This is a genomic window from Streptomyces sp. CC53, assembly GCF_001865245.1.
In the GTDB taxonomy this organism is placed as follows: domain Bacteria; phylum Actinomycetota; class Actinomycetes; order Streptomycetales; family Streptomycetaceae; genus Streptomyces.
Map to the genome: position 1 here is coordinate 25,053 of NZ_MKXB01000106.1, position 20,879 is coordinate 45,931.

Annotated in this window: 20 protein-coding genes; 13 read left to right on the forward strand and 7 right to left on the reverse strand. The window is 73.9% G+C overall.

The genetic code is table 11. The features are described 5' to 3' along the window. Positions 1-358: 358 nt before the first annotated feature. Positions 359-3,895: a DNA polymerase III subunit alpha gene (gene dnaE, locus BJP40_RS10260; RefSeq protein WP_071280105.1), complete on the forward strand. Its 3,537-nt coding sequence runs from the start codon at positions 359-361 to the stop codon at positions 3,893-3,895. A gap of 178 nt (positions 3,896-4,073) precedes the next feature. Here the strand turns inward: dnaE and BJP40_RS34155 are convergent, their stop codons facing one another. After that, positions 4,074-4,232: a hypothetical protein gene (locus BJP40_RS34155; RefSeq protein WP_175499957.1), complete on the reverse strand. Its 159-nt coding sequence runs from the start codon at positions 4,230-4,232 to the stop codon at positions 4,074-4,076. 270 nt (positions 4,233-4,502) lie between these two features. Between BJP40_RS34155 and BJP40_RS10265 the strand changes: the two genes are divergently transcribed. The 4 genes from BJP40_RS10265 to BJP40_RS10280 all read left to right on the forward strand — a co-directional run bounded on the left by BJP40_RS10265 (position 4,503) and on the right by BJP40_RS10280 (position 8,612). Next, positions 4,503-5,858, forward strand: a complete 1,356-nt coding sequence (locus tag BJP40_RS10265) for an NYN domain-containing protein (protein ID WP_071280106.1) — start codon at positions 4,503-4,505, stop codon at positions 5,856-5,858. 80 nt (positions 5,859-5,938) lie between these two features. Then, positions 5,939-6,913, forward strand: coding sequence for an ABC transporter ATP-binding protein (locus tag BJP40_RS10270; RefSeq protein ID WP_177204351.1), 975 nt, complete (start codon positions 5,939-5,941; stop codon positions 6,911-6,913). 52 nt (positions 6,914-6,965) lie between these two features. Continuing rightward, on the forward strand, positions 6,966-7,796 hold the full coding sequence (locus BJP40_RS10275; protein ID WP_071269045.1) for an ABC transporter permease: 831 nt from the start codon (positions 6,966-6,968) through the stop codon (positions 7,794-7,796). A gap of 114 nt (positions 7,797-7,910) precedes the next feature. Then, a complete protein-coding gene (locus BJP40_RS10280; protein WP_226962694.1) occupies positions 7,911-8,612 on the forward strand; it encodes a DUF2567 domain-containing protein in 702 nt (233 codons plus the stop codon). A 371-nt stretch (positions 8,613-8,983) separates the two neighbouring features. Here BJP40_RS10280 and ybaK read toward each other — a convergent pair whose 3' ends face one another. The 4 genes from ybaK to BJP40_RS10305 form a co-directional block, all read right to left on the reverse strand. Beyond that, complete coding sequence (gene ybaK, locus BJP40_RS10290; RefSeq protein WP_071269044.1) at positions 8,984-9,481, reverse strand: Cys-tRNA(Pro) deacylase; 498 nt, start codon at positions 9,479-9,481, stop codon at positions 8,984-8,986. 43 nt (positions 9,482-9,524) lie between these two features. Next, positions 9,525-10,262, reverse strand: coding sequence for an LON peptidase substrate-binding domain-containing protein (locus BJP40_RS10295; protein ID WP_071269043.1), 738 nt, complete (start codon positions 10,260-10,262; stop codon positions 9,525-9,527). Positions 10,263-10,273: 11 nt separating this feature from the next. Beyond that, positions 10,274-11,344, reverse strand: coding sequence for a hypothetical protein (locus BJP40_RS10300; RefSeq protein ID WP_071280138.1), 1,071 nt, complete (start codon positions 11,342-11,344; stop codon positions 10,274-10,276). A 418-nt stretch (positions 11,345-11,762) separates the two neighbouring features. Beyond that, entirely contained in the window at positions 11,763-13,325 is a 1,563-nt protein-coding gene (locus tag BJP40_RS10305; protein ID WP_071269651.1) for an oxidoreductase, read from the reverse strand. A gap of 251 nt (positions 13,326-13,576) precedes the next feature. Between BJP40_RS10305 and hisD the strand changes: the two genes are divergently transcribed. The 8 genes from hisD (at position 13,577) to hisF (ending at position 19,459) form a co-directional block, all read left to right on the forward strand. Further along, positions 13,577-14,899 carry a histidinol dehydrogenase gene (gene hisD, locus BJP40_RS10310; protein ID WP_071280109.1) on the forward strand — a complete coding sequence of 441 codons (1,323 nt, stop codon included), beginning with the start codon at positions 13,577-13,579 and terminating at the stop codon, positions 14,897-14,899. Further along, on the forward strand, positions 14,896-16,011 hold the full coding sequence (locus BJP40_RS10315; protein WP_071280110.1) for a histidinol-phosphate transaminase: 1,116 nt from the start codon (positions 14,896-14,898) through the stop codon (positions 16,009-16,011). Before hisD ends, BJP40_RS10315 begins: the two co-directional genes overlap by 4 nt. Beyond that, on the forward strand, positions 16,008-16,601 hold the full coding sequence (gene hisB, locus BJP40_RS10320; protein ID WP_071280111.1) for an imidazoleglycerol-phosphate dehydratase HisB: 594 nt from the start codon (positions 16,008-16,010) through the stop codon (positions 16,599-16,601). Before BJP40_RS10315 ends, hisB begins: the two co-directional genes overlap by 4 nt. Before the next feature lie 79 nt (positions 16,602-16,680). Continuing rightward, positions 16,681-16,848 carry a hypothetical protein gene (locus BJP40_RS34160; protein ID WP_175499907.1) on the forward strand — a complete coding sequence of 56 codons (168 nt, stop codon included), beginning with the start codon at positions 16,681-16,683 and terminating at the stop codon, positions 16,846-16,848. 7 nt (positions 16,849-16,855) lie between these two features. Further along, a complete protein-coding gene (gene hisH / locus BJP40_RS10325; RefSeq protein ID WP_071280112.1) occupies positions 16,856-17,494 on the forward strand; it encodes an imidazole glycerol phosphate synthase subunit HisH in 639 nt (212 codons plus the stop codon). Positions 17,495-17,568: 74 nt separating this feature from the next. Next, complete coding sequence (gene priA, locus BJP40_RS10330) at positions 17,569-18,294, forward strand: bifunctional 1-(5-phosphoribosyl)-5-((5-phosphoribosylamino)methylideneamino)imidazole-4-carboxamide isomerase/phosphoribosylanthranilate isomerase PriA (protein ID WP_071268584.1); 726 nt, start codon at positions 17,569-17,571, stop codon at positions 18,292-18,294. Next, a complete protein-coding gene (locus BJP40_RS10335) occupies positions 18,291-18,701 on the forward strand; it encodes a RidA family protein (RefSeq protein ID WP_071280113.1) in 411 nt (136 codons plus the stop codon). The genes priA and BJP40_RS10335 overlap by 4 nt, the downstream gene beginning before the upstream one ends. Beyond that, positions 18,698-19,459: an imidazole glycerol phosphate synthase subunit HisF gene (hisF, locus tag BJP40_RS10340; RefSeq protein ID WP_071280114.1), complete on the forward strand. Its 762-nt coding sequence runs from the start codon at positions 18,698-18,700 to the stop codon at positions 19,457-19,459. Before BJP40_RS10335 ends, hisF begins: the two co-directional genes overlap by 4 nt. A 351-nt stretch (positions 19,460-19,810) precedes the next feature. Here hisF and BJP40_RS10345 read toward each other — a convergent pair whose 3' ends face one another. Further along, a complete protein-coding gene (locus tag BJP40_RS10345) occupies positions 19,811-20,182 on the reverse strand; it encodes a VOC family protein (RefSeq protein ID WP_071268587.1) in 372 nt (123 codons plus the stop codon). A 15-nt stretch (positions 20,183-20,197) separates the two neighbouring features. After that, positions 20,198-20,830, reverse strand: a complete 633-nt coding sequence (locus BJP40_RS10350; protein ID WP_071268581.1) for a TIGR03085 family metal-binding protein — start codon at positions 20,828-20,830, stop codon at positions 20,198-20,200. Positions 20,831-20,879: the final 49 nt, after the last annotated feature.

The window sequence follows — 20,879 nt, forward strand, 5'->3', positions numbered from 1 at the left end:
AGCCCCCGCGCGGCCCCGTACCGCCTCCGGGCATCCAGTCACCGTCCCTGCCGGCGGCCTCGTCCGGACGGGACGGCGGGCCGGCCCGCGCCACCCGCCCGCCCGCCGCCGTCGGCCCGCCCGCACCCGTCCCGGCGGTTCGGTACGGGCCGACCGGGAGGCACCGCACGCGTGCCCTGCGCGGGGCCCGGCCGTGCTCGGCGCCCACGCGCTTCGCGTGGCCGGAGCGTCCCTCGGGGCGCCGTACCCGCGCCGTGTGCGCCCCCGCGCGCTGTGTCGCGACGCGCCCGGAGGTGTCACCGCGGAGCCGTAGACTTCCCAGCGACCCCCCTTCCCAGGAACCCCGGAGGCCGCAGCCGTGTCGAAGCCGCCGTTCACGCACCTTCACGTGCACACCCAGTACTCGCTGCTGGACGGTGCCGCGCGGCTCAAGGACATGTTCAACGCCTGCAACGAGATGGGCATGACCCACATCGCCATGTCCGACCACGGCAACCTGCACGGGGCGTACGACTTCTTCCACACCGCGAAGAAGGCCGGGGTGACCCCGATCATCGGCATCGAGGCGTACGTGGCCCCCGAGTCCCGGCGCAACAAGCGCAAGATCCAGTGGGGCCAGCCGCACCAGAAGAGGGACGACGTCTCCGGCTCCGGCGGCTACACGCACAAGACGATCTGGGCGGCGAACAACACGGGTCTGCACAACCTCTTCCGGCTGTCCTCCGACGCCTACGCCGAGGGCTGGCTCCAGAAGTGGCCGCGCATGGACAAGGAGACCATCTCCCAGTGGTCGGAGGGGCTCATCGCCTCCACCGGCTGCCCCTCGGGCGAGCTCCAGACGCGGCTGCGCCTCGGACAGTTCGACGAGGCACTGAAGTCGGCCGCCGAGTACCAGGACATCTTCGGCAAGGACCGCTACTTCCTGGAGCTGATGGACCACGGCATCGAGATCGAGCGCCGGGTCCGCGACGGCCTGCTGGAGATCGGCAAGAAGCTCGGCATCCCGCCGCTGGTCACCAACGACTCCCACTACACGTACGCGCACGAGGCGGGCGCCCACGACGCCCTGCTGTGCATCCAGACCGGCAAGAACCTCTCCGACCCCGACCGCTTCAAGTTCGACGGCACCGGCTACTACCTGAAGTCGACGGACGAGATGTACGCCATCGACTCCTCGGACGCCTGGCAGGAGGGCTGCCGCAACACCCTCCTGGTCGCCGAGCAGGTCGACACCACCGGCATGTTCGAGAAGCGCGACCTGATGCCGAAGTTCGACATCCCCGAGGGCTACACCGAGGTCACCTGGTTCCAGGAGGAGGTCCGCCGCGGCATGGAGCGCCGCTTCCCCGGCGGCGTCCCCGAGGACCGGCAGAAGCAGGCCGAGTACGAGATGGACGTCATCATCCAGATGGGGTTCCCCGGCTACTTCCTCGTCGTCGCTGACTTCATCATGTGGGCCAAGAACAACGGCATCGCCGTGGGCCCCGGCCGAGGCTCCGCCGCCGGCTCGATCGTCGCGTACGCCCTCGGCATCACCGACCTCGACCCGATCCCGCACGGCCTGATCTTCGAGCGGTTCCTCAACCCCGAGCGCGTCTCCATGCCCGACGTCGACATCGACTTCGACGAGCGCAGGCGCGGCGAGGTGATCCGGTACGTCACGGAGAAGTACGGCGCCGACAAGGTCGCCCAGATCGGCACGTACGGCACCATCAAGGCCAAGAACGCGATCAAGGACTCCGCGCGCGTGCTGGGCTACCCGTACGCGATGGGCGACCGCATCACCAAGGCCATGCCCGCCGACGTCCTCGGCAAGGGCATCCCGCTCTCCGGCATCACCGACCCGAACCACCCGCGCTACTCGGAGGCGGGCGAGGTCCGGGCGATGTACGAGAACGAGCCCGACGTGAAGAAGGTCATCGACACCGCGCGCGGCGTCGAGGGCCTGGTCCGGCAGATGGGCGTGCACGCCGCCGGCGTGATCATGTCCAGCGAGACCATCACCGACCACGTCCCGGTGTGGGTGAGGCACACCGACAACGTGACCATCACCCAGTGGGACTACCCGAGCTGCGAATCGCTCGGCCTGCTCAAGATGGACTTCCTGGGCCTGCGCAACCTCACGATCATGGACGACGCCGTCAAGATGGTGAAGGCCAACAAGGGCATCGACATCGAGCTCCTGAGCCTCCCGCTCGACGACCCCACGACCTTCGAACTGCTCCAGCGCGGCGACACCCTCGGCGTCTTCCAGTTCGACGGCGGCCCCATGCGGTCCCTGCTGCGGCTGATGAAGCCCGACAACTTCGAGGACATCTCCGCCGTCTCGGCCCTCTACCGGCCGGGCCCGATGGGCATGAACTCGCACACGAACTACGCCCTCCGCAAGAACGGCCAGCAGGAGATCACCCCGATCCACCCCGAGCTGGAGGAGCCGCTCAAGGAGGTCCTGGACGTCACCTACGGCCTGATCGTCTACCAGGAGCAGGTGCAGAAGGCCGCCCAGATCATCGCGGGCTACTCGCTCGGCGAGGCCGACATCCTCCGCCGCGTCATGGGCAAGAAGAAGCCCGAGGAGCTCGCGAAGAACTTCGTGCTCTTCCAGAAGGGCGCCCGGGAGAAGGGCTTCAGCGACGAGGCCATCCAGGCGCTCTGGGACGTGCTGGTCCCCTTCGCCGGCTACGCCTTCAACAAGGCCCACTCCGCCGCGTACGGACTGGTCTCCTACTGGACGGCCTTCCTCAAGGCGAACCACCCCGCCGAGTACATGGCGGCGCTCCTCACCTCGGTCAAGGACGACAAGGACAAGTCGGCCGTCTACCTGAACGAGTGCCGCCGCATGGGCATCAAGGTGCTCCCGCCGAACGTCAACGAGTCGGAGTCCAACTTCGCGGCCCAGGGCGACGACGTGATCCTCTTCGGCCTGTCCGCCGTACGGAACGTCGGCACGAACGTCGTCGAATCGATCATCAAGTGCCGCAAGTCGAAGGGGAAGTACTCCTCCTTCCCCGACTTCCTCGACAAGGTCGAGGTCGTCGTCTGCAACAAGCGGACCGTCGAGTCGCTGATCAAGGCCGGCGCCTTCGACACGATGGGCCACACCCGCAAGAGCCTGGTCGCCCACCACGAACCGATGATCGACAACGTGGTCGCGGTCAAGCGCAAGGAGGCCGAGGGCCAGTTCGACCTCTTCGGCGGCATGGGCGGCGACGAGGACAGTGGCGAGCCCGGCTTCGGCATGGACGTGGTGTTCTCCGACGACGAGTGGGAGAAGTCCTACCTGCTCGCGCAGGAGCGGGAGATGCTCGGCCTGTACGTCTCCGACCACCCGCTCTTCGGCATCGAGCACGTCCTCACCGACAAGGCCGACGCGTCCATCGCCCAGCTCGCCGACCTCTCCGACGGCTCCGTCGTCACCATCGGCGGCATCATCTCCGGCCTCCAGCGCAAGATGACCAAGCAGGGCAACGCCTGGGCCATCGCCACCGTCGAGGACCTGGCCGGCTCCATCGACTGCATGTTCTTCCCCGCCTCCTACCAGCTGGTCTCCACCCAGCTCGTCGAGGACGCCGTGGTCTTCGTCAAGGGCCGGCTCGACAAGCGCGAGGACGTGCCCCGGCTCGTCGCCATGGAGCTGATGGTCCCCGACCTCTCCGACGCGGGCACCAACGCGCCGGTCGTCATCACCATCCCCGCCCTGAAGGTCACCCCGCCCATGGTCGGCCGCCTCGGCGAGATCCTCAGCCACCACAAGGGCAACACCGAGGTGCGGATCAAGCTCCAGGGCCCCCGCAAGACGACCGTGCTCCGCCTCGACCGGCACCGCGTCCAGCCCGACCCGGCGCTCTACGGCGACCTGAAGGGGCTCCTCGGACCGTCCTGCCTGGCCGGCTGACCGCACACCCCACAGCCGGACCGCACCGCACGCCGGCCGACGGGCCCGCCCCCCACGGCCACGCGGAGGGGCCGGGCCCGTCGTCACGGCCAGGCGGAGGGGCCGGGCCCGTCGTCACGGCCAGGCGGAAGGGGCGTGGCCGTCGTCACGGCCACGCCCCTTTTCCCTGCCGACCGCGTCAGTTGTGGCCGAACCTCTTCTGCCGGCCCTTCTGCGCCACGTCCGCCGGCGTCACGTGCGCCGCATGCTGCTCCATCGACGTGTCCCGTGCCTGCTGCGTCTCGCGCTCGGACTGCCGCTGCTGCTGGGTGCGGTCGCTCTTCTTGTTCTTGGCCATGAGGGTGCCTCCTGGGGGGGGGATGTGTGGGGGCCAGGGCCGCGACCAGCCTCACACACCCCCATGAGCTGCGCATTTTGGATCATTGCGGACCGTAGCGGAGCCCGTTCGTCGACCGCGCACCCCACCGGACCCGTAGTCAGGAGCGGGCCGAGCGCGTACGGTGAGGCGCCACGCCGAAGATCGCGTTCCGGCCGTTAAGACCCCGGCAGTCGGGCAGACTCGAAGGAAACCCGAAGCAACCTCCGATCCCGAGGTTCCCGAAAGAGGGTGGAACACGTGGACCGCTGCGTCGTGCTCGTGGACGCCGGCTATCTGCTCGGCGCCGCAGCAAGCCTCATCGCCGGAGAACCGGCCCGCTCCCGGATCACCGTCGACCACGCCGCCCTCGTCCAGGCCCTGCGCGAAGGCGCCGAGGCGGACACCCGGCAACCCCTGCTGCGGATCTACTGGTTCGACGGCGCCCCCGACCGCGTCCCGCAGCCCGAGCACCGCCGGCTGCGCGTGATGCCCCGCGTCACCGTCCGGCTGGGAGCCCTGACCCGCAGCGACGGACGCTGGGCGCAGAAGGGCGTCGACGCCGCCATGCACGCCGAACTCACCGAACTGGCCCGCAACCGCGCCTGCTCCGACGTCGTGCTCGTCACCGGCGACGGCGACCTTCTGCCCGGCCTGATGTCCGCCAAGGAACACGGGGTCGCCGTCCACCTGTGGGCCGTCCAGGCCGCCGACGGCGACTACAACCAGTCCGAGGACCTCGTCGCCGAGGCCGACGAGCGGCGCGTCCTCGACCGCGCCTGGATCACCCGGGCCGTCCGCGCCAAGGACCTCACCGGCCCCTGCGCCCCGCCCCCGGCCCCCCGCCCCGAGATCGCCGCGATCCTCGCCGCACCGCTCCCCGAGGCCGCCCTCGCCGCCTCCACCGAACGTGCTTCCGGCAACGGCTCCCACGCCTCGGGGACCGGCCAGGACCCTGGCGCCCCCGCTTCCCGGCCCGCCGGCACCTCCCGATCCGGTGCGTCCGACGCGCCTGCCGACGGGACCGCGTCCGGCGCCGCCTCCGCACCCTCCACGGCCTCCAGGGGCGTCCCCACCCCGAAGGACCTCGCCGGGCTGCGCCCTCCCGGACACCCCCAGGCGCCGCCCGCCCCCGCCGTCCCCGCCAACGCCACCCTGCGCTGGTCGTCCGACCGCGGCTGGATCGACCGGCCCGGCGGCCCCGTCGGCGAGCCCCCCGAGACGGCCTCCCTGCCCACCCTCGCCCAGCTCACCAGCGCCGAGCAGCGCTGGGCGGACCGCGAGGAGGACATCACGACCGTGGGCGGGGACCCCTTCGAGGTCGGCCAGGTCTTCGCCCGCCGCTGGATGGACCGGCTGCCCGACCCCTCCCACGTCGACAACCTCTCCAGCATGTACCCGCGGATCCCGCACCGCATCGACGGCGAACTGCTCCGCTACGCCGCCCGCTTCGGGCTCCTCGCCCACAAGGACGACCAGATCGACGAGCACGACCGCTACGCGATCCGGGCCGGCTTCTGGCGCGAGATCGACGTCCGCGCCGCCGCCGCGAACCACACCGGGCACCCGTCGGCCCCCCACGCCGGGCCCGCCGCGCCCGTCGAGTGACGCCGGCGGACGGCACCGCGGCACCGCCCCGGACTCGGCCCGGCCGCCCCGACCCCTTAGGCTCATCCCTCGTGAGTACGGTGTGCGTGGTGCGGGACCTGGTGAAGACGTACCCCGCCGCGCGCGGCAGACGCGGAGCGCCCGCCACCCCCGAGGTGCGGGCCACCGACGGGGTCTGCCTGGACGTGCGGCGCGGTGAGGTCTTCGGGCTGCTCGGACCCAACGGCGCCGGCAAGTCCACCCTCGTGCGCCAGCTCACCGGCCTCATGCGCCCGGACTCCGGCAGCGTCGAGGTCCTCGGCCACGACCTCGTCCGCCACCCCGAGCGGGCCGCCCGCCTCATCGCGTACCTCGGCCAGGAGTCCACCGCCCTCGACGAGCTCACCGTGTCCCTGGCCGCCGAGACCACCGGGCGGCTGCGCGGCCTCACCGCCCGCGACGCCCGCGCCGAGCGGGACGCCGTGCTCGCCGAGCTCGGTCTCGGCGAGCTCGCCGGCCGCCCCCTGAAGAAGCTGTCCGGCGGCCAGCGCCGACTGGCCTGCTTCGCCGCCTCCCTGGTGGGGCGGCGGTCCCTCCTCGTCCTCGACGAACCCACCACCGGGATGGACCCGGTGGCCCGCCGCGCCGTCTGGGCCGCCGTGGACCGCCGCCGGGCCGAGCACGGCGCCACCGTCGTGCTGGTCACCCACAACGTCATCGAGGCGGAGACCGTCCTCGACCGGGTCGCCGTCCTCGACCGCGGCCGGGTCATCGCCTGCGACAGCCCCGCAGGGCTCAAGCAGCGCCTGGCCGGCGAGGTCCGCGTCGAACTGGTGTGGCGCGAGCGCGCCCCCCTGGAGCTGCCCGAGGTGGCGGCCCTGCGCGCGGCCGCCCGCGAGTCCGGGCGCCGCTGGGTGCTGCGCCTCCCCCCGGACGAAGCCCGCGCCGCGGTGGCCGCCGTCACCGGCGGCTCCGCCTTCGCGGCCCTCGACGACTTCACCCTCGCCACGCCCAGCCTGGAGGACGTCTACCTGGCGCTCGGCGGCGAGACGACCAAGGGGCTGGTCAAGGCATGACCGCCCCGCACCCCGCCCGGCAGGCCGGCGACAACGACGGGAGCAGCGAACGGTGAGCACTCTGCCCGCGGAGGCGCTGTCGACGAGTGCCGTGCCCGCACAGGCCGCCGCGGCACCCGAGGACCGGGCCGCGCCGCTGGCCCCGCGCGCCCGGCTGCTGCCCGCACTCGCCGCCGTCTATCGCGCCCAGCTGTCCCGGGCCCGGGTGGCCAGGATCCCGCTGCTGTTCGTCGCCACCTTCCAGTCCGTCGGGATCATGGTCCTGATGCGCGGAGTCGTCGACGGCGGCAGCGAGGCCCGCGCCGTCGTCGCCGGCTCGTCCGTCCTCGTCGTGGCGTTCGTGGCGCTGAACCTGCTCGCCCAGTACTTCGGGCAGCTCCGCGCGAGCGGCGGCCTGGACCACTACGCCACCCTGCCGGTGCCGCCCGCCGCCGTCGTGCTCGGCGCCGCGGGCGCCTACGCCTCCTTCACGGTGCCCGGCACGGCCGTCACGGCGGTCGCCGGCTCCCTGCTCTTCGGGCTGCCGCTCACGCACCTGTGGGTGCTGGCCGCCGTGGTGCCGCTGGCGGGTGCCGCGCTCTCCGGGCTCGGCGCGGCGCTCGGGCTGCTCGCCCCCCGCCAGGAGCTGGCCACCCTGCTGGGGCAGCTCGGCATGTCGGCGGCCCTGCTCCTCGGGGTCCTGCCGGCCGAGCGGCTGCCCGGTCCGATCGGCTGGGCGCGTGACCTGCTGCCCTCGACGTACGGCGTGGAGGCGCTGGCCCGCAGCTTCGACGCGCGCCCGGACTGGGCGGCCGTCGCCGCGGACCTGTCCGTCTGCGCGGCCGTCGGCGTCGTGTCGCTGGCGCTCGCCACGTGGGCGTACCGCAGGGCCGCCGTCCGGTGAGACGACAGGGGCGGCGGGGAGCCGCCGGTAGGCGCGGCGGCCCCCGACGGCACCTGGCACGATGACAGGGTGACCCCACCCTTGACCCCATCCCACCAGCCATCGAGTGAGAACGTGCCCCACGACGTACCGGACCACCCGCACCGGCCGCAGCAGCCCGCGCCCGGCGGCCCTACCGGATGGCCGCCGCGCCACCCCGTGCCGCCGTACCCCTCCGTGTACGGCGAGGCCGAGCCGACGGCACCGGACGTGGCCGGCGAGGTGCGGCGCGGGGCCCTGGTGCTGCTCGCGGTGGCGGTCCCCGGCATCCTGCTCGGCCTGCTGTGGCTGTGGCTCGCCCCGCGCATCCCCCTGGTGTCGGACGGCTCGGCGGTGCTGCTGAAGGAGACGGAAGGGGAGGGCGCGGTCGGCGCCGACGGCACCTTCGTGCTGCTGGCGGTCGCGTTCGGGGCGGTCAGCGCGGCCGTGGTGTACCTGCTGCGGCGGGAGGGCGGCGTGTCCGTGGTCGTCGGGCTCGCGCTGGGCGGCCTGCTGGGATCGGTGCTCGGCTGGGGCACCGGGACGCTGCTCGGCCCGACGCACGACGTGGTGGCCCACGCCAAGGAGGTCGGCGAGGGAGTCACGTTCGACGCGCCGCTGGAACTCCGCGCGTTCGGGGCGCTGCTGGTCTGGCCGGTCGCCGCGATGTTCGTCCATCTGGCCCTCACGGCGCTCTTCGCCCCCCGCGAACCCGAAGCGGTGTGGGAGCCGGGGCTGCCCGCCCCGCCGCAGGCTCCGCCACGGTACGAGCCGCCGCAGGGCGGCCCCGGCGCCTGAGCCCCCGATGCGGCCGTGCGGTGAGCGCCGGCACGACGCCGCGGACCCGGCCCGGTGGGAGGGTTCCGCGGCGCCGGCCGCGACCGGGCAGACCGGCTCCCCCGTGCGGGCCCCGACCCCGCCGCGTGCACTCCGCCCGGGCGGCCCGGACCGGCAGGCCGCCTCCGCGGCGCGTGACGCGGTGTGAGGGCCCGCGGAGAAGTGCGCCGGCTGCCAGGAGAGCACCAGTCCCATGCGCCTTCGCGGGGCGTGCCGTGGGGCGGATCCGGACCGCCCGTGCGGCGGGGTGGCTCCGCGGCTGCGGCCCGGCCGGTGCGCGGCGGGGCAGCTCGGTTGCGCGAGCCGGGGCGACCACCGGCCCGGCTGGCCGGCTAGCCGCGGCCGATCGGGGCGACGACCGCGTCCGTGAGGTCGGCCAGGTCACGGGGGGACAGCTCGACCTCCAGCCCGCGGCGGCCCGCCGACACACAGATCGTCTCGTGGTGCGACGCCGAGGCGTCCAGCACCGTCGGCAGCCTCCTGCGCTGGCCCAGGGGCGAGATGCCGCCCCGGACGTAACCCGTGGTGCGTTCGGCGGCAGCGGGATCGGCCATCGCCGCGCGCTTGCCGCCCACCGCCGCCGCGAGCGCCTTCAGGTCGAGCTGCCCCGCCACCGGCACCACCGCGACGGTCAGCGTGCCGTCCACGTCCGCGACCAGCGTCTTGAACACCCGGTCCGGGGACACCCCCAGAGCCTCGGCCGCCTCCTCGCCGTAGGACGGGGACGCCGGATCATGGTCGTACGCGTGCACCGTGAACGGTGTGCCCGCCGCCGTCAGCGCCACCGTCGCCGGGGTGCCGTTCGCCTGCTTCTTCGCCTTCTTCGCCAACGCCTCGCGTTCCCCTCTTCTCTCGTACGCCCCCGACCGCCCGTCAGTTGGGGCTGGTCGGGGTCTGGGTCAGGTCCACCGCGGGCAGCGACGGCAGGTGGCGCAGCAGCGCCGTCTCCGACCGCAGCATCCGCAGCTCCTCACGCAGCCGGGTCGCCGTGTCCGGGGCCTCCAGCAGCCGCTGCTTGGCCGACGTGTCCAGCACGGACGCGGCGGCCACCAGGTACGACACCACCGACGGCTCGTCGGGCAGCTCGGCCGCCGCCAGGGACCGCTCCCGCGCGCCGGCCAGCCGCTTCTGGTAGGCGCGGAACGCCCGCAGCACGCCTTCGGCCAGCGCCCCCGCCCCCTCCCCGCGGCGCTCCGGCAGTTCCTCCAGTTCCGCCTTGAGGAACGGGCCGCCCGCGTCCACCGACAGCAGCCGGACCCGGGTCGTACCGGTCGCCAGCACCTCGAAGCTGCCGTCCTCCCGCTCCCGGATGCTCGCCGCGTCCGCGACGCACCCCACGCGGTGGAACGCGGCGGCGGGATCGGGCCCGAAGCCCGCGGCGGGGCCCTTCTCCGGCAGGGCGGTCGGGTCCGGCATGCCCGGTGCGGTCCGTGCGACCTCGTGCCCGTCGCGGATCGAGACGACGGCGAAGCGGCGCGGCTGCGACTCGTCGATGGTCAGCAGCTCGCGCATCATCGCGCGGTACCGCTCCTCGAAGACGTTCAACGGCAGGACGAGGCCCGGGAACAGCACCGCGTTCAGCGGAAAGAGGGGCAGGGAAGCGGTGGTCACAGCGGTCAAGCCTAATGGCCGACCGCCCCGCCGCGTCCGGCCCGTCCGCGCACCGCTCCCCCTCCCGCCGTGCAGGGCACCAGGACCGGAGCCGCGCCCGCCTCCGCGGCGGCCGCGCGGCGCGTCAGCTCCCGGGCGTCCAGGAAGCGGCCCAGCGGGTCGCCGCCGCCACCGAGCGACCACGGGAAGGACGTCGCGTACGGCCCGGTGAGCCGGAACTGCTCCAGTGCAGCCGACCACCGCCCGCGTGCGACCAGCACGTACGCGAGGGTGTTCCGGGCCTCCGCGGCCGCCGGGTCGCCCGGCCGGCGGCGGGCGCAGAACGCGGCGGCACGGTCGGCCGCCGCATCGCTGCGCGCGCCGGCCACGGTGCCGGGTCCTCCGGCGGTCAGCTGCGCGAGCGCCGCGCGCAGCGGCAGCGTCTGGACCGGCGAGTCGGGGCGGGCGTCGAGCGCGGCCTGCTCGGCGAAGTCGAAGCACACCCGGTGCGAGCCGTACCAGCGGGCCGACAGGTAGGTGAGCGCCGCCAGGTGGCATCCGTAGTGGTGGGCCGACCGGCGCAGCGCCTGCTCCCACAGCGCGGCGAACACCTGGTGCGGGGTGCGTGCCCCGCGCGCGTGGTCCAGTGCCAGGCGCCACGGCACCGGGTCGTGGGGCGCGGCCTCCGCGGCCGTGCGGATCGCCGGCTCCAGTTCGCGGAGCCGCTCCGCCCGTGCGGGCGACCGCCAGGCCCGGTGCACCGACAGCTGGGCGGACAGCAGCAGCGCGTCGGGGTCGTCCGGCACCTGGGTGAGCCAGCGGGTCAGCCAGGAGTCGCGGCTGCGCGCGAAGAGCGCGAACCGCAGGGCGTACCGGTCGCGGGCCTCCCAGTCCGCGGACCGTCGCGTCGCCGCCATGAGTGCGGCGGCCGGGGCGTGGTCACCGCGGGCGGCCGCCACCAGCGCCGGACCGAGCCGCTCGTCCGGCACGTCCAGCAGCACCGCGTCGTCCGGTGCCAGCCCGGACGCGGACGGCTCGTCCGCGGGCGGCGCGGCGTGGCGGACCGGACGCGGACGGCTCAGCAGGGAACGCAGCAGAGACATGGTGCCGCCCATTGAAAGCCGCAGGTGGGGGGTGCGCCAGGGCCGTGCTGTGAAGCTTTGGTGGGAGCCGGGTGGGGAGCCGGAACCCGCACGCCCGGCACTCGTACGCCACACCGCCCCGGGCCCCGTACGCCGGGCGCCCGTACACGCGGCAGCCGTAGGCCGGGCGCGCCCGCCCGGAACCTGCTGTACCGGGGCGCCCGCACCCTTGGGCGACCGACGCCCGTGCTGCCTGCTGCCGGTCGGCAGCCCCGCTCGGGCCGTGGGGCCCGGGACGCCCGGCCGCCGACCGCGTGCCCGGCCTGCGTCGGGCCCCGCCCCGGCCGCCCGGCCGGTGGACTACCTGGCCGCGCTCCGGCGGGGGCGGCCCCTGCCGGGCGCCCGCCCCCGCCGGGGCGGCCGGGCCGCAGGGCGACGCTCAGCTGCGCCGCAGCAGGCGGGACGCGCCCGCCGCCACGGTCGTGGCCAGCACCCAGCCGATGAGGATCAGGGCGGTCGACATCCACTGCCACGGCTCCGTCAGTTGCCAGTACCCCTCCTGCCCCAGGTTGATCACCGGCACCAGCAGGTCCAGGGCGTACAGCGCCGCGTTCCAGTGCGGGGCCTCGTCGTCCTTGATCGGCACCGGGTCGTACCGGGAGAACGCCAGCGCCCCCGCCGCCCACAGGACCGCCATCCACACCGCCGCCCGGCCCGGCCGGTAGCCGTACGCGACGGCCAGGTCCTGCACGTACCCCCACAGCTTCGCGCCCAGCGGCAGGGTCTCGCGCCGCCGCCGCTGCTTGGCGAGCAGCACCTCCCGGGCGTCGGCGTCCTCGCCGGTGGCCCGCAGCACGGCCGCGAGCCGCTCGTACGGCTCGGGGGAGTACTCCGGGGTGGCCGCCGCCACCCACTCCAGGCGGCGGGTCAGCGGGAACGGCCCATACGGCACGAGGTTCTCGTACACGAACCCGTGCAGCGCGAGGCCGCCCGGGCCCGGCCAGCTCGCCGCCTGGTCGACCAGCGTCACCACCTTCGCGCCGTTGAGCACCACCCGCCCCTCCTCGGGCCGCTCGCAGGTGAACCGCAGCTCCGGGGTCACGATCCGGCGCATCGACAGCTCCTCCTTGCGGGCCGAGGACAGCAGGAACCGGGAGTGCCGCAGGTCCACGGCGTCCTGGAACCTCCCGTCGTCCAGCCGCACCCCGCCGTGGCACTCGAAGGGCCGCATCCGCGTCCCCCGCATCGGCGTGTGCACGTCCCCGAGCCCGTACGGCGGTGTGCCGCCCAGCGAGTCGCCGGGGCCGCCCACCGAGTCGCTCACCCACGCGTACGTCATGTACAGCGTCCGCTCCACCGACAGCTGCGGGGCGTTCAGCGCGCGGCGCCCCTCGGCGCCCCGCAGGCGGCTCCCGCGCAGGCTCAGCGATCCGCCCACCTTGGCGCCTCGCATGCTGAACTCGCCGTACGTCTCGACCAGTTCCGCCTGGAGGTCCTGCGCCACCGACAGGCCGTCCGCGACGATCGCCTGCCCGCGCCGGTCCGGCTCCACGTGGATCTGGCTGATCAGCAGGTCCGTGCCGATCTGCGCGTCGCTCAGCCGCACCCCCCGGTCCACCCGGCAGCGCGGCAGGTGCAGATCGCCCTCCGTGTGCAGTCTGGCCGCCTCCACGCGGGGGATCGCGCAGCCCACCATCCGCAGGGTCGTGAACCGCGACTCGGGCAGCACCACCTCGTTCTCGAACCGGCAGCCCCGGAGCTCCACGTACGGCGCGATCTGGCCACCCGCCAGGTCCAGCGTCCCGGTGATCAGCACGCCGCGCAGCTTCAGCGCGGGCACCCGGCCCGCCGCGGCGGTCGGCCCGGACAGCAGCAGCCGCGCCACCACCTCCGCCCGCACCCGCCGCTCCCCGGGCCACACCCGGGGCGAGAACGGATCGTCCAGCACCGGATGGCCGGCGCGCAGGTCGTGCCACGCGCCCACCCGGTACGCCAGCCACATCCCCGCCTCGACCGCCGTCAGGTCGCCGGGCACCTCGGCGTCGTGCCCGTCCCCTGCCGGCTCCCCGCCCTGAGCGTCGTGCGGCTCGGTCACTGCCACCCCTCGCTTCCCCGAATTCGTACAGCCGTTCTTCCCGCTGAGTGACGAGGTGAACGCTAACGGTCAGCAGTGACAGTCCGGGGGTGGTGTGGCGTGTATCAGCCAGTGATACGGGAGGCCGGCCGGCCGAAGCGGTCTGCGAGAATTGACCCGTGATCTCTCGAATCGATCTGCGCGGTGACGCCCTCCCGAAGGGCGGCGCCCTGCGCGACCTGCTGCCCCGAGCCGAGTTCGACGTCGAGGCCGCCCTGGACAAGGTGCGGCCCATCTGCGAGGCCGTCCATCATCGGGGAGACGCCGCGCTGATCGACTACGCCGAGCGGTTCGACGGCGTGAAGCTGGACCAGGTGCGGGTTCCGGCCGCCGCGCTGACCCGCGCCCTGGAGGAGCTGGACCCCGCCGTCCGCGCCGGCCTGGAGGAGTCCATCCGGCGCGCCCGGACCGTCCACCGCGCCCAGCGCCGCTCCGCGCACACCACGCAGGTCGTGCCCGGCGGCACGGTCACCGAGAAGTGGGTGCCGGTCGAGCGCGTCGGCCTCTACGCACCGGGCGGCCGGTCCGTCTACCCCTCGTCCGTGATCATGAAGCCCGCCCCGGCCCAGGAGGCCGGCGTCGAGTCCATCCCCCTCGCCTCCCCGCCGCAGCGGGAGCACCACGGACTGCCGCACCCCACGATCCTCGCCGCCTGCGCCCTCCTCGGCGTCGACGAGGTCTACGCGGTCGGCGGCGCCCAGGCCGTCGCCATGTTCGCGTACGGCACCGAGACCTGCGCCCCCGCCAACATGGTCACCGGACCCGGCAACATCTGGGTCGCCGCCGCGAAGCGCTACTTCACCGGCCGCATCGGCATCGACACCGAGGCCGGCCCCACCGAGATCGCGGTCCTCGCCGACTCCACCGCCGACCCGGTGCACGTCGCCGCCGACCTGATCAGCCAGGCCGAGCACGACCCGCTCGCCGCGGCCGTCCTCGTCACCGACTCCGTCGAGCTCGCCGACGCCGTGGAACGGGAACTGGCCCCGCAGATCGCCGCCACCAAGCACGTCGAGGACCGCATCGTCCCCGCGCTGAGCGGCAAGCAGTCCGCGATCGTCCTCGTCGACGGCCTCGACGAGGGCCTGCGCGTGGTCGACGCGTACGGCGCCGAGCACCTGGAGATCCAGACCGCCGACGCGGCCGCCGTCGCCCAGCGCGTCCGCAACGCCGGCGCGATCTTCGTGGGCCCCTGGTCGCCGGTCTCCCTCGGCGACTACTGCGCCGGCTCCAACCACGTCCTGCCCACCGGCGGCTGCGCCTGCCACTCCTCGGGCCTGTCCGTGCAGTCCTTCCTGCGCGGCGTCCACATCGTCGACTACACCCGCGACGCCCTCGCCGAGGTCGCCCACCATGTGGTCACCCTCGCCGAGGCCGAGGACCTGCCGGCCCACGGCGCCGCCATGAAGGCCCGCTTCGGCTGGAAGGTGCCGCAGCAGTGAACGACGCCCTCCGCGCCGACGACCTTCCCCTGCGCGACGAACTGCGCGGCAAGTCCGCCTACGGCGCCCCGCAGCTCGACGTGCCGGTCCGGCTGAACACCAACGAGAACCCGTACCCCCTCCCGGAACCGCTCGTCGAGCGCATCGCCGACCGCGTGCGGGAAGCCGCCCGGCACCTCAACCGCTACCCCGACCGCGACGCCGTCGAACTCCGCACCGAACTGGCCCGCTACCTCACCCGCACCACCGGGTACGAGGTCGGCGCCGCCCAGGTCTGGGCCGCCAACGGCTCCAACGAGGTCCTCCAGCAGCTCCTCCAGGCGTTCGGCGGGCCGGGCCGCGCCGCGATGGGCTTCGAGCCCTCGTACTCCATGCACGCCCTCATCTCCCGCGGCACCGGCACGGGCTGGATCCCCGGCCCCCGCGGCGAGGACTTCCGCATCGACGCGGACACCGCCACGGCGGCCATCGCCCGGCACCGTCCCGACGTGGTCTTCATCACCTCCCCCAACAACCCCACGGGCACCGCCGTCGACGCGGACACCGTGCTCGCCCTGTACGACGCCGCCCAGGCCGCCAAGCCGTCCCTGGTCGTGGTCGACGAGGCGTACGTGGAGTTCAGCCACCGTCCCTCGCTGCTCCCGCTCATCGACGAGCGCCCGCACCTGGTGGTCTCCCGCACCATGTCCAAGGCGTTCGGCGCCGCCGGACTGCGCCTCGGCTACCTCGCCGCCCACCCGGCCGTCGTCGAGGCCGTGCAGCTGGTACGCCTCCCGTACCACCTGTCCGCCGTCACCCAGGCCACCGCACTCGCCGCGCTCGAACACACCGATACCCTGTTGGGGTACGTCGAACAGCTGAAGGCCGAGCGGGACCGGCTGGTCGCCGAGCTGCGCGCCACCGGCTACGAGGTCACGGAGTCGGACGCGAACTTCGTCCAGTTCGGGCGGTTCGAGGACACCCGGGCCGCCTGGCGCGGCATCCTCGGCCGGGGCGTCCTCGTCCGCGACAACGGCGTACCGGGATGGCTGCGGGTCACGGCCGGCACGCCGGAAGAGAACGACGCGTTCCTCGATGCGGTTCGCGCACTGAAGAAGGAGCAGAGCTCATGAGCCGCGTAGGACGGGTCGAGCGCACCACCAAGGAGACGGCCGTCGTCGTCGAGATCGACCTCGACGGCACCGGCAAGGTCGACGTCTCCACCGGCGTCGGCTTCTACGACCACATGCTGGACCAGCTCGGCCGCCACGGCCTGTTCGACCTCACGGTGAAGACCGACGGCGACCTCCACATCGACTCGCACCACACCATCGAGGACACCGCCCTCGCCCTCGGCGCAGCCTTCAAGCAGGCCCTCGGCGACAAGGTCGGCATCTACCGCTTCGGCAACTGCACCGTGCCGCTCGACGAGTCGCTCGCCCAGGTCACCGTCGACCTCTCCGGCCGCCCCTACCTCGTGCACAGTGAGCCCGAGAACATGGCGCCGATGATCGGCGCCTACGACACGACGATGACCCGGCACATCCTGGAGTCGTTCGTCGCCCAGGCCCAGATCGCGCTGCACGTCCACGTCCCGTACGGGCGCAACGCCCACCACATCGTGGAGTGCCAGTTCAAGGCCCTCGCCCGCGCCCTCCGCTACGCCTCCGAGCGCGACCCGCGCGCCGCCGGCATCCTGCCGTCGACGAAGGGCGCACTGTGACCACCGGCACCCGTCACCCGGCCCGCACCGCCCCCGCCCCGCGCGCCACCGCTGCCACGGGAGCGCACGGGGGGACACCGTGACCGGACTGTCCGCCGTCCTGATCGTCGTCGGCCTCTTCCTGGCCGGCGGCGTGTACTCCTTCACCAAGCAGAAGATGCCCAAGAGCCTCATCGGCCTCCTGGCAGGCGCCTCCGTGCTCTGCCTGGTCGCGGGCGTCCTGCGGATCCAGGGACTCTGGGAGTGAGCACCGCATGACCGCGAAGAAGGTCGTCGTCTTCGACTACGGCTTCGGCAACGTCCGTTCGGCGGAGCGCGCCCTCGCGCGCGTCGGCGCCGACGTCGAGATCACCCGCGACTACGACCGCGCCATGAACGCCGACGGGCTCCTCGTGCCCGGCGTCGGCGCGTTCTCCGCCTGCATGGCCGGGCTCAAGGAGGCCCGCGGCGACTGGATCGTCGGCCGCAGGCTCGCCGGCGGCCGCCCCGTCATGGGCATCTGCGTCGGCATGCAGATCCTCTTCGAACGGGGCGTCGAGCACGGCGTGGAGACCGAGGGCCTCGACGAGTGGCCCGGCACCGTCGGCCCCCTCAAGGCGCCCGTCGTGCCCCACATGGGCTGGAACACCGTCGAGGCCCCCGAGGAAAGCGAGCTGTTCGCCGGACTCGACGCCGACGCCCGCTTCTACTTCGTCCACTCGTACGCCGTGACCGACTGGACCCTGGAGACCGCCAACCCCGCCCTGCGCGCCCCCAAGGTCACCTGGTCCACCCACGGCGAGCGGTTCGTCGCCGCCGTGGAGAACGGCGCCCTGTGGGCCACCCAGTTCCACCCGGAGAAGTCCGGCGACGCGGGGGCCCGGCTGCTGACCAACTGGCTCGCCACCCTCTGACCCGCGCCCCCGCTCCGACGACGACCGCGACCCGCTCCGACGACTCCTTCCAGACAGACGCTAGGACCGCTGAGATGACCAAGCTCGAACTCCTCCCCGCCGTCGACGTCCGCTACGGCCAGGCCGTGCGGCTCGTCCACGGCGAGTCCGGCACGGAGACGTCCTACGGCTCCCCGCTGGAGGCGGCGCTGACGTGGCAGCGCGCGGGCGCCGAATGGCTCCACCTCGTCGACCTCGACGCCGCCTTCGGCACCGGCGACAACCGCGCCGTCATCGCCGAGGTCACCGCCGCCATGGACCTCAAGGTCGAGCTGTCCGGCGGCATCCGCGACGACGCCTCCCTGGCCGCCGCCCTCGCCACCGGCTGCACCCGCGTCAACCTCGGCACCGCCGCCCTGGAGACCCCGGAGTGGGTCGCCAAGGTCATCGCCGAGCACGGCGACCGCATCGCCGTCGGCCTCGACGTCCGGGGCACCACCCTGCGCGGCCGCGGCTGGACCCGCGACGGCGGGGACCTCTACGAGACGCTGGCGCGCCTCGACAAGGAGGGCTGCGCCCGCTACGTCGTCACCGACATCGCCAAGGACGGCACCCTCCAGGGCCCCAACCTGGACCTGCTGAAGAACGTCTGCGCGGCCACGGACCGCCCCGTCGTGGCCTCCGGTGGCGTCTCCTCGCTGGACGACCTGCGCGCCCTCGCCGGCCTCGTCCCGCTGGGCGTCGAGGGCGCCATCGTCGGCAAGGCGCTGTACGCCGAGGCGTTCACCCTGGAAGAGGCCCTGGCGGCGGTGGCCGCATGACGGCCGGCGCCGTACGGAAGGTCGTCACCGGCGCCCCCTGGGAGGAGCAGTTCGGCTACTCCCGCGCGGTGGAGCTGCCCAACGGCCTGGTGCTCGTCGCCGGCTGCACGTCCGTCGTGAACGGCCAGATCGTCGAGGGCGGCCCCTACGAGCAGGCCCTCAACGCCTTCCGCGCCGCCTTCGCCGGGCTGGAGCAGCTCGGCCTCGGCCCGGCCGACGTGGTGCGCACCCGCATGTACCTCACCCACGCCCGGGACGTCGAGGAGGTCGGCCGCGCCCACAAGGAGCTGTTCGACGCCGTCCGCCCCGCGTCCTCGATGCTCATCGTCTCCGGCTTCGTCGACTCCCGGCTGCTCGTCGAGGTCGAGGTCGAGGCCTACCGCACGAACGGAGGAGCCGCGTCATGAGCCTCGCGGTCCGTGTCATCCCCTGCCTGGACGTCGACAACGGCCGTGTCGTCAAGGGCGTCAACTTCCAGAACCTCCGCGACGCCGGCGACCCCGTCGAGATGGCCAAGCTGTACGACGCCGAAGGCGCCGACGAGCTGACCTTCCTCGACATCACCGCCTCCTCCGGCGACCGGGAGACCACGTACGACGTGGTGCGCCGCACCGCGGAGCAGGTCTTCATCCCGCTCACGGTCGGCGGCGGCGTCCGCAGCGCCGAGGACGTCGACAAGCTGCTGCGCGCGGGCGCGGACAAGGTCGGCGTCAACACGGCGGCGATCGCCCGGCCCGAGCTGATCCGGGAGATCGCGGAGCGCTTCGGCCGTCAGGTCCTCGTCCTGTCGGTCGACGCCCGCCGGGCGCCCGGCACCCCGTCGGGCTTCGAGGTCACCACCCACGGCGGCCGCCGCGGCACCGGCATGGACGCCGTCGAGTGGGCCCACCGCGCCGCGAACCTGGGCGCCGGCGAGATCCTGCTGAACTCCATGGACGCCGACGGCACCAAGGACGGCTACGACATCGAGATGATCGCCGCCGTGCGCAGGCACGTCGGCGTCCCGGTGATCGCGTCCGGCGGCGCGGGACGACTGGCGGACTTCCCGCCCGCCATCGAGGCGGGCGCGGACGCGGTCCTGGCGGCGTCGGTGTTCCACTTCGGAGACCTGCGCATCCCGCAGGTGAAGGACGCCCTCCGCGAGGCGGGCCACCAGGTCCGCTGAGCGCCCTGCCGGGCGGGGAGCGCGGGGAGGCCGGCCGCCCCGCCGAGGTGCGCGGGCGCCCGTCGACGTCCGGCAGGCGACAGCGCCCGCTGAGCACACCCTCCGGGCACGGGAGCGTGCGCGGGGGCCCGTCGACCGCCCGTGCCGGGCCGGGGAAGCGCCGCGAGGCCCACAGCGGGCCTCTGCACGTGACGGGGCACCCGGCCCGGGGGTCCGCTGCGCTGCACGACCGGTCCGGCGAGCCGGGTCGCGGAGCGCCTGCCGGCCGCGGTGGCCCGCCGGGTCCGGCGGGGCCACCGTCGGCGCCCGGGAGCGCCGCCGTGCGGCCGGCGGGCGCCTCGGAGCCCGAGGTCAGCCGAGGCGCTGCGTCAGCTGGACCAGGTTGCCCACCGTGTCGTCCAGCACGGCCGTCAGCACGGGGCCCTGCTCGACGGGCTCCTGCGTGAAGGCGACCCCCAGCGCGCGCAGCCGCTCGTACTCCGCCCGCAGGTCGTCGACCGCGAAGACGATGCACGGCAGGCCCGCCTCCCGCAGGCCCTTGGTGTAGGCGCGGGCGACCGGGCTGTCGCCCGGCTCCAGCAGCAGCTCCACGTCCTGGCCCGGCGCGCCGACGGTGACGAACAGGGCCTCGCCGAGATCGATGTGCGCCCGCGTCTCGAAGCCGAGCACGTCCGTGTAGAAGGCGTGCGCCTTCTGCTCGTCGTCCACGAACACGTTGGTCATCGCGATCCGCACGGCTCAGATCCCCAGTTCCGCTTCCAGGACCCGCGCCACCGCGTCCTTGTCGCCGTCGAGCTCCACCCGGGCCGCCTCCTGCCGCCCGTACAGGAACAGCACCAGCTCACCCGGCTCACCCGTCACCGTGACCACGGGCGCACCTCGGCGCGCCACCGCCGTCTGGCCGTTCGGACGGCGCACGACCAGGCCCACCGGGCAGCGCCGGCCCGCGAGCCGGGCGCCCTTCTCCAGCCGGGCCCACAGCGCGTCCGCGAACACCGGGTCCAGCTCGCGCGGCGTCCAGTCCGGCTGCGCCCGCCGCACGTCCTCCGTGTGCACGTAGAACTCCGCCGTGTTCGCGCCCTCGTCCACCTGCTTGATCGAGAACGGCGACATCCGCGGCGGCCCGCTGCGGATCAGCTGCACCAGCTCCTCGTACGGCTTCGCCGCGAACTCCGCCTGCACCCGCTCCAGCCGGTCCCGCAGCGCCCCCACCAGCACCCCCGCCGCGGCGTCCGGGCGCCGCTCCCGCACCACCAGGTGGGCCGCGAGGTCGCGGGCCGTCCATCCGTCGCACAGGGTCGGGGCGTCCGGCCCGACCGCCTCCAACAGATCGGCCAGCAGGAGCCGTTCACGCTTCGCATGGGTCGACATGTCGGCCAGCGTACGGCGGTCCGCCCCGGTCCGCCCAGTGGACACGGCC

Bases quoted from the DNA above. Each gene is read 5' to 3' on its own strand.
- BJP40_RS34155 (WP_175499957.1), bottom strand. From the start codon at position 4,232: ATGGCCAAGAACAAGAAGAGCGACCGCACCCAGCAGCAGCGGCAGTCC.
- BJP40_RS10300 (WP_071280138.1), bottom strand. From the start codon at position 11,344: ATGTCTCTGCTGCGTTCCCTGCTGAGCCGTCCGCGTCCGGTCCGCCAC.
- BJP40_RS10305 (WP_071269651.1), bottom strand. From the start codon at position 13,325: ATGTGGCTGGCGTACCGGGTGGGCGCGTGGCACGACCTGCGCGCCGGC.
- hisB (WP_071280111.1), top strand. From the start codon at position 16,008: ATGAGCCGCGTAGGACGGGTCGAGCGCACCACCAAGGAGACGGCCGTC.
- hisH (WP_071280112.1), top strand. From the start codon at position 16,856: ATGACCGCGAAGAAGGTCGTCGTCTTCGACTACGGCTTCGGCAACGTC.
- priA (WP_071268584.1), top strand. From the start codon at position 17,569: ATGACCAAGCTCGAACTCCTCCCCGCCGTCGACGTCCGCTACGGCCAG.
- BJP40_RS10335 (WP_071280113.1), top strand. From the start codon at position 18,291: ATGACGGCCGGCGCCGTACGGAAGGTCGTCACCGGCGCCCCCTGGGAG.
- hisF (WP_071280114.1), top strand. From the start codon at position 18,698: ATGAGCCTCGCGGTCCGTGTCATCCCCTGCCTGGACGTCGACAACGGC.
- BJP40_RS10345 (WP_071268587.1), bottom strand. From the start codon at position 20,182: ATGACCAACGTGTTCGTGGACGACGAGCAGAAGGCGCACGCCTTCTAC.
- BJP40_RS10350 (WP_071268581.1), bottom strand. From the start codon at position 20,830: ATGTCGACCCATGCGAAGCGTGAACGGCTCCTGCTGGCCGATCTGTTG.